The 12,530-nt window shown below is 43.1% G+C and carries 15 protein-coding genes; 8 read left to right on the top strand and 7 right to left on the bottom strand.

Annotated features, from left to right (window positions below; all coding sequences use genetic code 11):
- Positions 1–46: 46 nt before the first annotated feature.
- From BEP19_RS14670 to BEP19_RS14660, 3 genes are all read right to left on the bottom strand, one after another.
- The gene (locus BEP19_RS14670) at positions 47–688 is read right to left on the bottom strand and encodes a CpsD/CapB family tyrosine-protein kinase (protein WP_170145386.1); all 642 of its coding nucleotides are present in this window, start codon (positions 686–688) and stop codon (positions 47–49) included.
- Complete coding sequence (locus BEP19_RS14665) at positions 681–1,400, bottom strand: YveK family protein (RefSeq protein WP_170145385.1); 720 nt, start codon at positions 1,398–1,400, stop codon at positions 681–683. Before BEP19_RS14665 ends, BEP19_RS14670 begins: the two co-directional genes overlap by 8 nt.
- Positions 1,401–1,522: 122 nt before the next feature.
- Positions 1,523–1,861, bottom strand: coding sequence for a helix-turn-helix domain-containing protein (locus BEP19_RS14660; RefSeq protein ID WP_120190648.1), 339 nt, complete (start codon positions 1,859–1,861; stop codon positions 1,523–1,525).
- A gap of 168 nt (positions 1,862–2,029) precedes the next feature.
- Between BEP19_RS14660 and BEP19_RS14655 the strand changes: the two genes are divergently transcribed.
- Genes BEP19_RS14655 through BEP19_RS14640 form a run of 4 tightly spaced genes read left to right on the top strand, consistent with a single transcriptional unit; the run spans position 2,030 to position 4,710 of the window.
- Positions 2,030–3,139: a nucleotidyltransferase family protein gene (locus BEP19_RS14655; protein ID WP_170145384.1), complete on the top strand. Its 1,110-nt coding sequence runs from the start codon at positions 2,030–2,032 to the stop codon at positions 3,137–3,139.
- A 53-nt stretch (positions 3,140–3,192) separates the two neighbouring features.
- Entirely contained in the window at positions 3,193–3,984 is a 792-nt protein-coding gene (locus tag BEP19_RS14650; RefSeq protein WP_120190646.1) for a hypothetical protein, read from the top strand.
- A complete protein-coding gene (locus BEP19_RS14645; RefSeq protein ID WP_170145383.1) occupies positions 3,981–4,229 on the top strand; it encodes a PqqD family protein in 249 nt (82 codons plus the stop codon). The genes BEP19_RS14650 and BEP19_RS14645 overlap by 4 nt, the downstream gene beginning before the upstream one ends.
- Positions 4,216–4,710 carry a S24/S26 family peptidase gene (locus BEP19_RS14640; protein ID WP_120190644.1) on the top strand — a complete coding sequence of 165 codons (495 nt, stop codon included), beginning with the start codon at positions 4,216–4,218 and terminating at the stop codon, positions 4,708–4,710. The genes BEP19_RS14645 and BEP19_RS14640 overlap by 14 nt, the downstream gene beginning before the upstream one ends.
- Positions 4,711–5,455: 745 nt before the next feature.
- Here BEP19_RS14640 and BEP19_RS18225 read toward each other — a convergent pair.
- Positions 5,456–5,611: a DNA-binding anti-repressor SinI gene (locus BEP19_RS18225; protein WP_120190642.1), complete on the bottom strand. Its 156-nt coding sequence runs from the start codon at positions 5,609–5,611 to the stop codon at positions 5,456–5,458.
- A gap of 528 nt (positions 5,612–6,139) precedes the next feature.
- Here BEP19_RS18225 and BEP19_RS14625 point away from each other — a divergent pair.
- The 3 genes from BEP19_RS14625 (at position 6,140) to BEP19_RS14615 (ending at position 9,232) form a co-directional block, all read left to right on the top strand.
- Positions 6,140–6,598, top strand: coding sequence for a MarR family winged helix-turn-helix transcriptional regulator (locus BEP19_RS14625; protein WP_170145382.1), 459 nt, complete (start codon positions 6,140–6,142; stop codon positions 6,596–6,598).
- Positions 6,595–8,217: an MDR family MFS transporter gene (locus tag BEP19_RS14620; RefSeq protein WP_120190640.1), complete on the top strand. Its 1,623-nt coding sequence runs from the start codon at positions 6,595–6,597 to the stop codon at positions 8,215–8,217. Before BEP19_RS14625 ends, BEP19_RS14620 begins: the two co-directional genes overlap by 4 nt.
- A gap of 352 nt (positions 8,218–8,569) precedes the next feature.
- Positions 8,570–9,232: an IS1 family transposase gene (locus BEP19_RS14615; protein ID WP_120190639.1), complete on the top strand. Its 663-nt coding sequence runs from the start codon at positions 8,570–8,572 to the stop codon at positions 9,230–9,232.
- A gap of 515 nt (positions 9,233–9,747) precedes the next feature.
- Here the strand turns inward: BEP19_RS14615 and BEP19_RS14610 are convergent.
- From BEP19_RS14610 to galE, 3 genes are all read right to left on the bottom strand, one after another.
- Positions 9,748–10,086 carry an HU family DNA-binding protein gene (locus BEP19_RS14610; RefSeq protein WP_170145393.1) on the bottom strand — a complete coding sequence of 113 codons (339 nt, stop codon included), beginning with the start codon at positions 10,084–10,086 and terminating at the stop codon, positions 9,748–9,750.
- A 115-nt stretch (positions 10,087–10,201) separates the two neighbouring features.
- Positions 10,202–10,756, bottom strand: a complete 555-nt coding sequence (locus tag BEP19_RS14605) for a ribbon-helix-helix domain-containing protein (RefSeq protein WP_147393808.1) — start codon at positions 10,754–10,756, stop codon at positions 10,202–10,204.
- Positions 10,757–11,066: 310 nt separating this feature from the next.
- Entirely contained in the window at positions 11,067–12,077 is a 1,011-nt protein-coding gene (gene galE, locus BEP19_RS14600; RefSeq protein ID WP_120190636.1) for a UDP-glucose 4-epimerase GalE, read from the bottom strand.
- Between the two features lie 181 nt (positions 12,078–12,258).
- On the opposite strand from galE, the gene BEP19_RS17740 reads away from it, so the two are divergent.
- Positions 12,259–12,396, top strand: a complete 138-nt coding sequence (locus tag BEP19_RS17740; protein WP_170145381.1) for a hypothetical protein — start codon at positions 12,259–12,261, stop codon at positions 12,394–12,396.
- Positions 12,397–12,530 lie beyond the last annotated feature (134 nt).

The raw sequence follows: 12,530 nt of genomic DNA, 5'->3' as shown, positions 1-12,530 counted from the left end.
ATCACGGTCTGTTCTTTATAATGAACGCATCGCGATATTGATCGATTCAATTGTCCTTATCATTGAATATAACACCTAAAATATTTGCCTTACTAAGCGTAAGTCTATTTTTCGCTTCTTCCGCGCGCGCTAGGTCGCTTACTCCTCTTCTGAGCGTAAGGATCACGCCATCCACTTGATAAGCGATGATTTGAGTATCCGCGCAATCAATAATCGGAGGGCAATCAACTAAAACAACATCATATAGATCTGTTGTCATTGAAAGCCACCCTCGAAATGCTTGGGGATACAACCATTCGTTCGAGCCGCCTATGAGCGACCCAGCTGTTAGAATGTCTATCCCAGCCAACTCCGACTGCTGAGTCGCTTCTTCCCACCCAATCGCGCCTCGTAAAACATCTGCTAGTCCGACTGCGTTAGAAAGGGAAAATAGCGTATGAATCATAGGGCTTTTAAAATGGGCGTCCACAAGCAACACACGCTGTCCTTGGCGACTCATCGATACTGCCAAATTAGCCGCGATCAGTGACTTGCCTTCTCCCGACTGCGGGGATGTGATTGCGATACTATTAAGGGATTGATTATGGGCTGTGAATCCTATATTCTCCCGAATCGCCCGAAATTGTTCGGCAATAACCGAATGAGGGCGAATCCACGCTTCCAACTTGGCTCTTTTTGGTTTAAACATCGACCACACCGTCCTCTCCCCTCGCCCGTTTCTTCTGATCCTTCCTAACCGCGCGCTCAACACTCGTTACGCGCCGAAAATTTTTCTTCGATCCTTTCGAAACGGTCCCTAAGACAGACAAATGTAATTTTTCTCGAATTTCTCGTTCAGAGCGGATGCTGTGGTCCATGCTATCCAATAACAATACAATTCCGATACTAATGACGATCCCAGCGACTAAACCAAGATCCATATTGTAGCGGGGCTTGGCATTGATCGGCGCAAAATTCGGGCTAGCCTCAGATAACACTTTTGCATCGTAAACACCGAGGATGTTCCCAATTTCCTTAATGAAAACTTCGGCGCCGATATTGGCAATTTGAGCGGCCATCTCAGGATCCGCATCTGACGCCGTGATCTTCACAAACTGGGAATCATTCTCGCTAGAAAGACTAATCTGGCCGCTCAGCGCCCGTGACGAGCGGGACTGATCTAGCCTGTCCGACACTTGATCAAGCACAACGGGATCCTTAATTACGATCGCCATTGTTGATACTAAATTCCCTTGCTGCGGACCAAGTAAAATACGCGTATGCGTTTGATACAAAAGCGTCGTCGTCTTGAAGCTATACAACCCACTAATCAGGGCCGTCGCGACCGTAACAAGCAAGATTAATTTCCATCGTTTCTTAAGCGGATGAATAAAATCAATGATTTTAATTTCTTTGTCCACGGTTTCCTCCATCGTTCTTTTTTTGGATGGAATGTTCAATATACAGAACACCACTGCAAATAGATAAAACGGACTAACATACTAATCAGTGTAGTTCTTTATAACGAACAAGTCAATAGAAATTAATTATCCTGTTCATTATTTTTCCACTTTTTAAAACGAATAAAATCTTTGAAGGCTTGAAAATCCTCTTTGCTCATGCCCTCTTCAATCCCATTTTGAATGAGCTGCTTCCATTCCTCGTCAAGCTTATCCTCCTCTTTGGCAGTGTCTTCGAGTAAGAACTCGAGGGTAGTCTCCAAGGGTACTGCCACCTTTGTTAAAAACTGAAGAGAAGGATTATTTTGCAAGTTCCTCTCAATGTAACTTAAATATGATTTAGATACTTCCGCCAGGCTAGCAAGTTCCGTGATGGAATATCCTCTCTCTTCCCTTAATCTTTTAATGCGCTGTCCAATCACCACGTCACCTACAATCCATTCATTTTTCCGAGAGCAATCGCGCTCCATTATAGTTCTTTATAATGAACGAGTCAATAGTTATTCGACTGTTTTTACATCTCTTTACAACTCCAATTACGTTCTTTATAATGAACGTTGATTGAATCCAAATTGTTAGGAGGGTATTCTTTGTTACGCCCATTCATCACCACTCTGCATGACCCAGAGCTCCCTTTACCAAGTGAGACTACCTGGTATGAAAAGGCTCTTACTGATATTGAGCACTTCTCCATCTCACCGCAAATTCTATTTTACTTAGAACAGCGAAACGCCGTACATCAAACGCCAGTTTTTTTCCAAAAGGCTTTAAAACAACAGGCCAATCAGGCCTTCTTACAAAATCTGTACATTAAAAGAAAGATGGAACAAATTTTAGCTGCCTTTGAGGAAGCTCACATTTATGTGATTCCATTAAAAGGAACCCATTTTATCGAAACGTATTTCGGGAAACTATCTGCAAGGTGGACGTCAGATATTGATCTGCTCATCCCTCAAGCCGAGCTGAGTCAGGCAGCCGCTGTCGTGAGGGATTTAGGCTTTACAATCGATGAAGAACCGATCCCTGCGCATTTTCATCTCAGCTTTAGTCAAGCGCTTCCTCACTCTAATATCCCCTTAACAGTTGAATTGCACTGGGGATTGTTGCAAGAGCGAACTTCTCAATTGTCGATGGATGAATTTTGGGCGGAGTCGAAACCGATCCAAACGAGTGAATATATCCGTGAATTGAGCGACTATCACACCTTCTATATGATTTGTCTGCACGGCTGGCGACATCATTTAAACTGTTTAAAATACTTCATTGATATTTTGCGGGTGATCAGTGTAATCGGTCCACAGTTTGACTGGAAACGACTAGAAAGAGAGATGATCAGACAAGGAACCGAACAACGAATACGCAAAACACTATCGATCGTCTATCAACAATTTCCTCACCTTAAACCAGTTAATATCTTTCCTTTGACAAGCAATACAACACGCTGGTGGGAATACGAGGCGATCCGCAATCACGATTACAAAACATACAAGCAATACGCCAACATGTTCTGTTTTGAATTCCTTGATTTCGATTCACCTCGGGACCGACTGAGAAAGCTGGCCACATGGTTCATCCCAGGACAAGCGATGGCCGCTTATGAGTGTAAAGCGGTAGGTGACGAAGATTCCCACGGGAGCTCCTTATTCAAATTGTACAAACAAAGATGGGGGCAATTTGCGGCGATGATCAGCAGGAAATGACTGTCGACCGCGCCGTAAAAACCAACAATATTCAATAAAAAAGGAGGCATCCTATGTACCAGACTCATCTTAAAATTGGTGAACACATTTTTCAAATCGAAAGCGCTCAGGAACAAATGATTCAACTAATCTACCAAGACTATGCTTCGTTCATCCTTAATCCCCCGCCAAAGAAGGTGGATCTTCAGGCGCGTCTTGAACCATACCCAATTGGCGTGACAACGACTGATTTTCATGTCGTTATAACGAATAGACAAGGAATGATCGCTTATGAACGCTCGGATTATCGGATCACTATTGATACATCTTTTAATCGCGCAAAGCTGCTCGTTCTCGATGCGGTCGCTTTAAAACATGCCCTGATGAATTTATACAGCGCGTTCATTGTTTATCAATCTTGGGGATTGCTGCTCCATTCCTCTTGCCTTGAACAGGCGGGGAAAGCCTATTTATTTGCGGGGCGTTCGGGAGCGGGAAAATCAACCGTGGCCAAACTATCTCAGCCGCGGGCAGTTTATTCCGATGAAGCAACCATTCTAAAAATTACGGACGGGGCAGTTCAGGTACTGCCGTCGCCTTTTAATAGTGAATTGGCAATGACAGGGCGTCAACCCTTTTGTCCGCTCACCGCGATCTACTTACTTACACAATCGTCGGACGTGAAAACAAAGCCGCTCAACCGAACGGAAACACTTTTTCAACTCATCGACAAAGTGTTCTACTGGCCGCATGATACAAGCGAGACGAAAAAAATACTTCACTTATGCCAGCAGTTAATTACCGCGGTACCCGCGCGCCAATTGTATTTTCAAAAAAACAACCGATTTTGGGAGTTGATTTCATGAATCACATCGAACTGATTGAGATGGATGGAGAATGGGTCGTCATGGATACCGAAGGATTTACGATTACAAAAATTAATCGGATGGGCGCCTATATTGTGGAGGCGTTGTTAGCGCATAAAACAATCGAGCAGATCATAGAAATGATCACGCGTCAATTTCAAGCCGACTCCGAAAAAATCAGATATGAAACAATTGGATTTATTCAACAACTGGAAAAGATCGGGCTCGTTCATGAGCAACGTTAACCCACTAGGTTCAAGCATTAAATCGATCCTTGCAAAAAAAGGCTGGGTCGATATCCCTGCCAGCGGAGTGAGCATGTTTCCGTTGATTAAAGAAGGCGATATATGCCGCTTTGTCCCATTATCCGCAGAGCTGGATCTTAAAAAAGGAGATGTCTATTTGTTCCAAACGGAGGACGGTCAACTGATCGGGCACCGTTATTATCACAGTTTTTTAAAGAACCAGATTCTTTTTCACGCTTTCAAAGGGGATTCGAATGTTCAATTTGATCCCCCGCTTTCGCCTGAACAGCTAATTGGTAAATTGATATCCATTAAAAAGAAACGATCGGTTCTAAAAACAGGCGGGAGGGTGACGCGCATCTGGACTCGGTTCATTCTCTCTTTTCCCACAGTTCCTGTTTATTGCAAAAAGGGTTTTTACTATTGGAGACGATTAAAAGAGATCGCATCCAGGAAGGGACAATCAAATGGATCCCATTAAATACATGCGAACTCATAGCATGATTCCACTGCAAAGGATTTTTTCTTTTATTCGTACCTAGTGGAAAACGTACCTCATCTTGCTCGTCTTCATGGCGATCTCTCGTGGATGGGCGCCTATAGAACGCGCACGGTCGGAGCCTTATTAGCATTTATTAGTTTCAGGAATGACCTCGTCTACCCTTTTATTGGATTTGCAAGCAGCTGGTTGAGCTTCCAAGAAGGCATGAAGAATTGGATTAGCGAGGAAAAAAAGAAGACCTTGGTTACAGGTCTTATGTAAAATGGATTACTGTTTGATAGGTGGTTGCTTTAAAAGTAACCTATTTTTTTATTGCCTTTACCCTTTCCCGGATTCGTCGATCCGACTGGATGACCGTTAGGCGATCCGTTTCCTTTTCCAAGGTGATCTCTGTTCCCTTGGCCCGGATTCCAAGATTGGGCATTTTAAAAGCGAATGGCTGATGAAAAATAACCTGCGACGCTTCATAATTGTTGAAATCACGTTTCATTACTTCCTTATGATCGTTCTTTATATCATAACGCCCTTGTTCTATATCAAGAACGATAGGACTCAAAAATTAATGCATGGCAACACTCGAAAGGAGTCTGACCCGCGCCACAAGAGCGAGAGTCACAAATCTAATTTTTGGGGGTCACATCAATCTTCGACAGATTGTAGTTCTTCTTTTTAGCTAAACTACCAACCTATCGAATCGACCAACAAATTTTTAAAACCCATATCATTACTTTTGAAAAAGGCGAAAATAATTACGAACTTCTTCGAAACTCAACCCCAACCTTTTGGCTTCCAGAATTAGTTCCACCCACTCCATATCTAATGGACCTTCATTTTCGAATGCCAAACTGTCTATCCCTGCTAGTGGAGTATCCAACCCCATCTCATCTCCCCCTAGTCCTTATTTACAAAATCATATAAGTGTAACCACCGCTTGGCGGTACAGTACATCCTTACGATTACGGTCCAATCCTACTACACCGACTGTCTCAGGTCTTAATTTCCTTAATTAGAATAACTTTAATATAAAATAACAGAGTTTTTACAACATTACAATGACAAAAAGCTCATTTATCTGCTTTTCACTAAAAAAAAGAGTGCCTTTAGTCTTGCTAGTCTATATATAACAATCATACAGTAGGGCTTTCGAGCCCCTATTTCTTTTATACCTAATTTAGAATTTCCGATCACACGACACCCTACAAAGTCTACAATCTTCGATAAAAAGGGATGTGTCGGCCGTATCTATGCCTATATGTCCCTTTTCAATTCTGAATAAATAACACTCTTTTTCCTCATACTGGAGTAAGGCGATTTGAGGGAATTATTGGGTTTGACAACCCGCAATCTCCTGCATTATACTTTGATAGTCAAACTATTAATCACATAAACATTTATGGGAGGAAAACTTTTGTTAACGAACGAACAACACCTTTTCGGACAATTTGAGAGGGTATACTGGCATTTATCCAAAAAGTTGGGTTCTCTATGGAAGCAAATTTTTGAAGAACGGTTCCCTGGATCACAGTCACATATGCTCTTTTTACTCGAACGAAATGGGGCCCACAAGCGGATGTCAGAGTTGGCGGACGCATTGAACCTCACACCTGGAGCGGCGACAACGGTAGCAGACAAACTCATTGAAAACGGGTATATTACCCGCCTACGTGATCAAGATGATCGTCGAGTTGTCTATTTGAAGATTACGAACAAAGGGAAGGAAGCAATTCGGGAGCTGCAAAACGAGGGCTCTGAACTGATGAGGCTCGTGTTCAACGACTTATCCGATGCGGACTTGACGTTTTTTATAAACTGCTTTGAACGGGCCTCCCGCAACATCGACGATTTACGAAGGGGGAAAAACGAATGAACGACTTAACAGAGAAAAAGAAAATAACGATTATGATCGCAATTATGGTTGCGATGTTTTTCTCGGCGATTAACCAGACAATTATCGGTGTGGCGATGCCGCGTATTATTGCGAGCCTCGGCGGGATGGATTACTACACATGGGCGATTACGATTTATTTGCTAACGACGGCCGTCGCGACGATTCTTGTTGGAAAGCTTTCTGATATATATGGAAGGAAACCGTTTATATTAGCAGGAATTGGCTTGTTTACGCTCGGCGCCTTTTTATCTGGACTCTCAAATAGCATTTTTCAACTGATTGCTTATCGGGGGATAACAGGATTCGGAGCGGGGATTATTATGTCAACCGCTTTTACTGCGATCGGAGATTTGTATCTGCCGCGAGAAAGGGCGCGTTGGACCGGATTAATGAGTGGTATTTTTGGTATTTCGAGTGTGCTCGGGCCGTTAATGGGCGGCTATATTGTTGACCACCTCGACTGGCACTGGGTGTTTTGGGTGTTTCTCCCGCTCGGCATCGTCGCTTTCATCATGATTATGACGCTATTTCCAAAAGTCGAGCGCAGACAAGGAGAAACGATCGATTATTTTGGCTCCTTTTTCCTCACTGTAACCATCGTTTCCTTACTGCTTGCGTTTAGTTTAGCCGGTCAGGGACCTGGTAAGTACGCATGGACTTCGTGGGAAATTTTGAGTTTGTTTGGTCTTACGATAGTAGGTTTGATCGCGTTTATTATTACAGAATCAAAAGTAAAATCACCTGTGCTGCCTCTTTCGTTATTTAAAAATGATATAGTGACGTTGTCCAATATCGCTGTGTTTTTACTCGGGGCGGGGATGATGGGCGTGATGATCTATACGCCGTTTTTCATTCAAGGTGTAAAAGGAATTTCACCAAGCGGGTCCGGCTATATTATGATGCCGATGTCGATCGTGATGGTGATCGCGACCTCTTTTGCGGGTCAATTTATGACAAAGACAGGGAAATACAAGGCGTTAGCGGTAGCGGGGTTACTGACCACGTCCATTGGCATGTTTTTACTGCACTTTATCCATATGGATACGCCGATCTCAATTCTCATCTTGTACTTAGCTGTCATTGGAATTGGACTCGGCGCTAGCCTACCCGTGTTCTCTCTCACCGTACAAAATGCGGTTCCGTTAACTCAGCTTGGTGTGGCGTCGGCATCTTCGCAATTGTTCCGTTCATTAGGAAGCACAATTGGAATCGGAGTGCTGGGGAGTGTGATGAGCTCACGGATGACGAGCAGGATGACAGACGCGTTTGCAGGCGCGGGCGGTCAACAGATGGAGCAGCTTCCTCCTGATCAAGTGAATCAGTTTGCTCAATTAATGAATCCCGAGACGCTGCTGGATCAACCGAGATTAACGACTATTTTAAATGGGATGCCTACGGAAATTTTACCTTTAGCGGAAAAAATGGTTGTCATGATAAGAGGGATATTTAGCGATGCATTGACGACAACTTTTCTAACGGGATCGATCATTATGCTCGTCGCTGTCGTTGTCGCTATTTTCATCCGAGCAATTCCGTTAGTATCCGAAAAAGACTATAAAACTCAGCAACCGCAAAAAGCGAAGGCAAAAGCCGAATAAGATAAAAGCGTGAAAATTCCTTCTGGTCTGATTCAGGAGGAATTTTTTTTGCTTGTTGGCGGGGGCTCTGGCGGGGTGATCGCCGTGCGCTTTGCTTTATTACCGAATATTGTTGATGCTTTTTTCCTTACGCCAAAACCATTTTTCTCAAACTAAAAAAGCCAGCGAGGCGCCTGCTATCCCCTGTTTTTTATCGAATATTGTTGATCCAATTTAGCCTTAAAGAGGCTTCCGAAAAAATACAAGTAAGGAGTTCAAAAGTTCCCTTTTTTATTGAAAATTGTGGGTGGACAAAATCAGCTATCTACGTTATTATGGGAACAGGCGTTCGAAAAAGGGGGAGGTTTTCAAAATGAACAAGGCTTATTTTAATTTATTTGAGCGTTACACTGACTACCCATCGTATCTCGCGATTCTAAACGCCTTGAAAGAGAGAGAGCATGCTTGTCCCCACTGCAAAAGTAAGCAAATTGTTCGCTACGGAAAATATCGTGATCGCCAACGTTATAAATGCAAATGTTGCGAGCGGACTTTTAATGATTTGACCAACACTCCGTTCCATTGGACACATTCGCCGCAAAAATTCGTAAAATTCCTTGAATGCATGGTAAAAGGTTACTCCCTATTCAATGCTGCTCTTGTCGTTCGCATTTCGATTACGACTGCTTTCTACTGGCGGCACAAAATCCTTCAAGCTCTGGCAAGCGCTGAACTTAACGTAAAGCTATTCGAGACCGAAAAACTTGGCTGGAAGAGCCCCTACATTACATTCCGTAGCGGCGCATTTATTCCACTCATGCATATGGACCATGACTTGCGCCCCACATTTGTAAGTTGGATCGCCTATTTCAGCTGGATCTCTTTTAAATATTTGAATCGTTATTTAGCTTGGTTTTATTTTCTTCATCTTGACACGACGTATAAATCCCGATTTGAGCGGATGAAAGAACTTTTTTTACTGACCTGCTCACCTCGCCTCAATCAAACGTATAATTCTGTCCGAGAACCCTGCTAGACTAGACTTTTCATTTCAACTATCTTTTTTACACGCGCTTGCCAACATAAGCCGAACAATAAACACTACATTGTTCAATGGTCTGCAAACCAATCCACTTACTATTACGATCAATCGCCTGATGTAGGGGCAACTTCGATGAATAGATCCGACTCGCAGACGCGCCATATAGGACTCCCTTTAATAAAGTCGAAACAATGGAGAAGACCTTCCAATGGATCGCCGCGTTTTTTTTCGTATAAGCAGATTACAGAAAACAACTATATCCATATATGCAGGGGTAACTCCCTATCACTGCCATCCACAATATTCGATAAAAAAGCTGTTCCTGTCCGACAACTCCAATCCCCCGCGCCACCCAATGTAGCCCTCACTTCTAAAAAAAGGATTCAAAAAAACCGAAATCCCTTTTCGGAAATCTCGGTTTCTTTTGAAATCTCGAAGCATCGTAAAACACGTTCTCTCTTTTATAGTGGAAAACGTAACCTTTAAAATGACTGGAAAGTGGAACGCTTTTAGTTTACAGCGTCTCTTAATTGCTTTCCAGGTTTGAACGCAGGAACCTTGCTCGCTGCGATTTGGATTTCTTCACCTGTTTGTGGGTTACGCCCCTTACGCGCAGCGCGATCACGAACCTCAAAATTCCCAAACCCAATAAGTTGAACCCTCTCGCCATTCTTTAAAGTACTTTCGATCGCTTCAAATACCGCCTCTACGGCTCTTGTTGCGTCCTTCTTCGTTAATTCTGATTGCTCTGCTACATATGCGATCAATTCTGACTTGTTCACGCGTAGCCCTCCTCGATAGAAAACTTTTCCAAACAATTGTTTGGCCTGCTTACAAAATACATTCATTTCAGCGGTTTGGCAAGGTTTTTTAGACATTTCCTCGCTTTTTTCTTAAATATTACCGCTTTTTTCACAATTTATTGTTTCGATCAGCTAAAATGCCTACTCCCGCTGCTACTCTTTAAGGTAGTCGATACTTCTCCATTAACTCATATATAGCCAAATGAAGCAAATCGGATTTATTTAAACGTGTCTTATCCGCGTAATCATCGAACCGATCGCCGATCTCATGGTCAATCACAATCGTCTTGCGCACTTTTTCGTTCTCACTATTACGTATCTGTTGTATACGATCGACCAAGTCTTGTTCAGAAACGGATAACGAATCAGGGGATTGACGCCATTGCTCCAGCATGTCCTTTAAATCTCTTATTTCATCCAAAGTGAAAGGGGACGAAATAATATTTTTTTTGTCTTGATTCATAGGCTGTGAATCGGATTTATCCAATTGTTTTGACCAACTCATATTCATGTCGACTAGAGACATATGCAGCGGCTCCGACCCTTCCTTACCGTCCCAACGCCATCTTAAGTTATCTGAATCCCACTTATACCCTAAACGTCGCAACCGCCGTTGCAGTGTTTTGCGATGCAATCCTAGCGCTTCACTAATCCCAGTTACCGTTTCCCCTTGTTGAATACGATTCAAAAACTCCCCGACCAACAACCAGATCACCCCCCTTTTTCATCTTTATTCACATCATTTCATACTGTATATATTTCGGGTTAAACCACGACTAATCCTTCTTATAAAGATAAAACATTTTATCCTGTGTCGAGCGCGATTGTCCCCTGTCCCATCCCACCGCGCGGTCTGTGAAGTCCATTCACACCTCACAACAATACACTAGCAGATCGTGAGGCGTCACTTAACACCGTCCGTCCTCTTTCTCGCGCAATCCTTCATGTCGATTCACCTAATGTGAATCAAGGTTAATGGGAAAAAAAAGAGAGCGAATTCGCTCCCCTCTTCCTGTTCATTTAACTCACTCATACCCATTTGGATTTTGCGATTGCCACCGCCACGAATCAGCGCACATCTCCGCGATTCCCATTTCTGCCTGCCAACCCAATTGTTCTTTCGCTTTTTGTGGATCCGCGTAACAGGCGGCAATATCCCCAGGTCTGCGTTCATCGATCGCGTAAGGAATCTTACATTTTGACGCTTCTTCAAAAGCAGCCACCACTTCCAATACGCTGTACCCTTTGCCTGTCCCCAAATTATACGCTTCAACTCCACTATGGAGCTGCGTTTTTTGTAACGCTTTTAAGTGCCCCTTTGCCAAATCGACAACGTGAATGTAATCCCTAACGCCTGTTCCATCCACCGTTTCATAATCGTTACCAAAAACTTTTAACTCAGCCAGTTTGCCAATCGCCACTTGGGTGATATATGGCATCAAATTGTTAGGTAATCCGCTTGGATCTTCGCCAATTTTTCCACTCTTATGAGCGCCGATTGGGTTAAAATAACGGAGCAAAGCAATGCTCCACCTTTCATCTGCCACCCGCAAATCGCGTAAAATCTCTTCAATCATTAGTTTTGTCCGTCCATACGGGTTCGTCGTTTGTAACGCAGCCGTTTCTTTGATCGGCACTTTTTCCGGTGAACCGTACACCGTTGCCGAGGAACTGAATACGATATTATATACGCCATGGGCTTGCATCACCTCGCACAACACTAACGTACCCGTGATGTTGTTATGGTAATAACTGAGTGGTTTTTCAACCGACTCCCCGACGGCTTTTAACCCCGCAAAATGGATCACAGCCTCAATTTCATTCTCCTGAAAAATACGGTCCAACGCTGCGCAGTCCAATAAATCCGCCTCATAAAACGGAAAAGTTTTTCCCGTAATCTCTTCTACCCTTTTTAACGAGGTTGGTTTACTATTACTAAAATTATCGACGACAACGATGTCATACCCTTCGTTCAACAATTCCACACACGCGTGGCTGCCGATGTACCCGGCGCCACCGGTTACTAAAATAGCCATAAGGTCCCATCCCCCTTCCTATAAATTAGAATTAGTTACCCTATTATAACAAAAATTCAATTCAACGAAACAAGTCAAAGAAAGACCTTTTTCATCAAAGGATTCGACAGACCTACAGGTCGAATACTTTAAGTACCCTAAATCGCGGGATTTTATATTCAAAAAGGAGCGCTGATTGGTTATGAGACATGTTATTCTTTCTGATGAGTTCATTGAAAAAATGGCGGACATTTACCGAAATCAAAAATTGAGCATTACTTTTCAGGAGTTTATAGAGTTGGAATTAAGTCGCGTAAAAGAGGCAATCGGTTTGGCCTGAAAAGAGATCGTCGAGGAAGATGCTAGGTGGAATTATTTTGATAAGTAGGAAGTGGATATAAAAACTGGAGAGGAAGAGTAGCCTGCGAACGCTTTTGGGCTACTCTTCTTTTTTTAGCGAATATTGTGGATCAA

Origin of the sequence: Ammoniphilus oxalaticus, assembly GCF_003609605.1 — a bacterium.
Lineage (GTDB): Bacteria > Bacillota > Bacilli > Aneurinibacillales > RAOX-1 > Ammoniphilus > Ammoniphilus oxalaticus.
The sequence above is the reverse complement of the archived record's forward strand: the minus strand, read 5'-3'. Positions and strand labels throughout refer to the sequence as shown.

Coding starts and splice junctions, on each gene's coding strand:
- BEP19_RS14670 (WP_170145386.1), bottom strand. CDS start 688: ATGTTTAAACCAAAAAGAGCCAAGTTGGAAGCGTGGATTCGCCCTCAT.
- BEP19_RS18225 (WP_120190642.1), bottom strand. CDS start 5,611: ATGGGGTTGGATACTCCACTAGCAGGGATAGACAGTTTGGCATTCGAA.
- galE (WP_120190636.1), bottom strand. CDS start 12,077: ATGGCTATTTTAGTAACCGGTGGCGCCGGGTACATCGGCAGCCACGCG.
- BEP19_RS14645 (WP_170145383.1), top strand. CDS start 3,981: ATGAATCACATCGAACTGATTGAGATGGATGGAGAATGGGTCGTCATG.
- BEP19_RS14640 (WP_120190644.1), top strand. CDS start 4,216: ATGAGCAACGTTAACCCACTAGGTTCAAGCATTAAATCGATCCTTGCA.
- BEP19_RS14650 (WP_120190646.1), top strand. CDS start 3,193: ATGTACCAGACTCATCTTAAAATTGGTGAACACATTTTTCAAATCGAA.
- BEP19_RS17740 (WP_170145381.1), top strand. CDS start 12,259: ATGAGACATGTTATTCTTTCTGATGAGTTCATTGAAAAAATGGCGGAC.
- BEP19_RS14610 (WP_170145393.1), bottom strand. CDS start 10,086: ATGAATGTATTTTGTAAGCAGGCCAAACAATTGTTTGGAAAAGTTTTC.
- BEP19_RS14615 (WP_120190639.1), top strand. CDS start 8,570: ATGAACAAGGCTTATTTTAATTTATTTGAGCGTTACACTGACTACCCA.
- BEP19_RS14620 (WP_120190640.1), top strand. CDS start 6,595: ATGAACGACTTAACAGAGAAAAAGAAAATAACGATTATGATCGCAATT.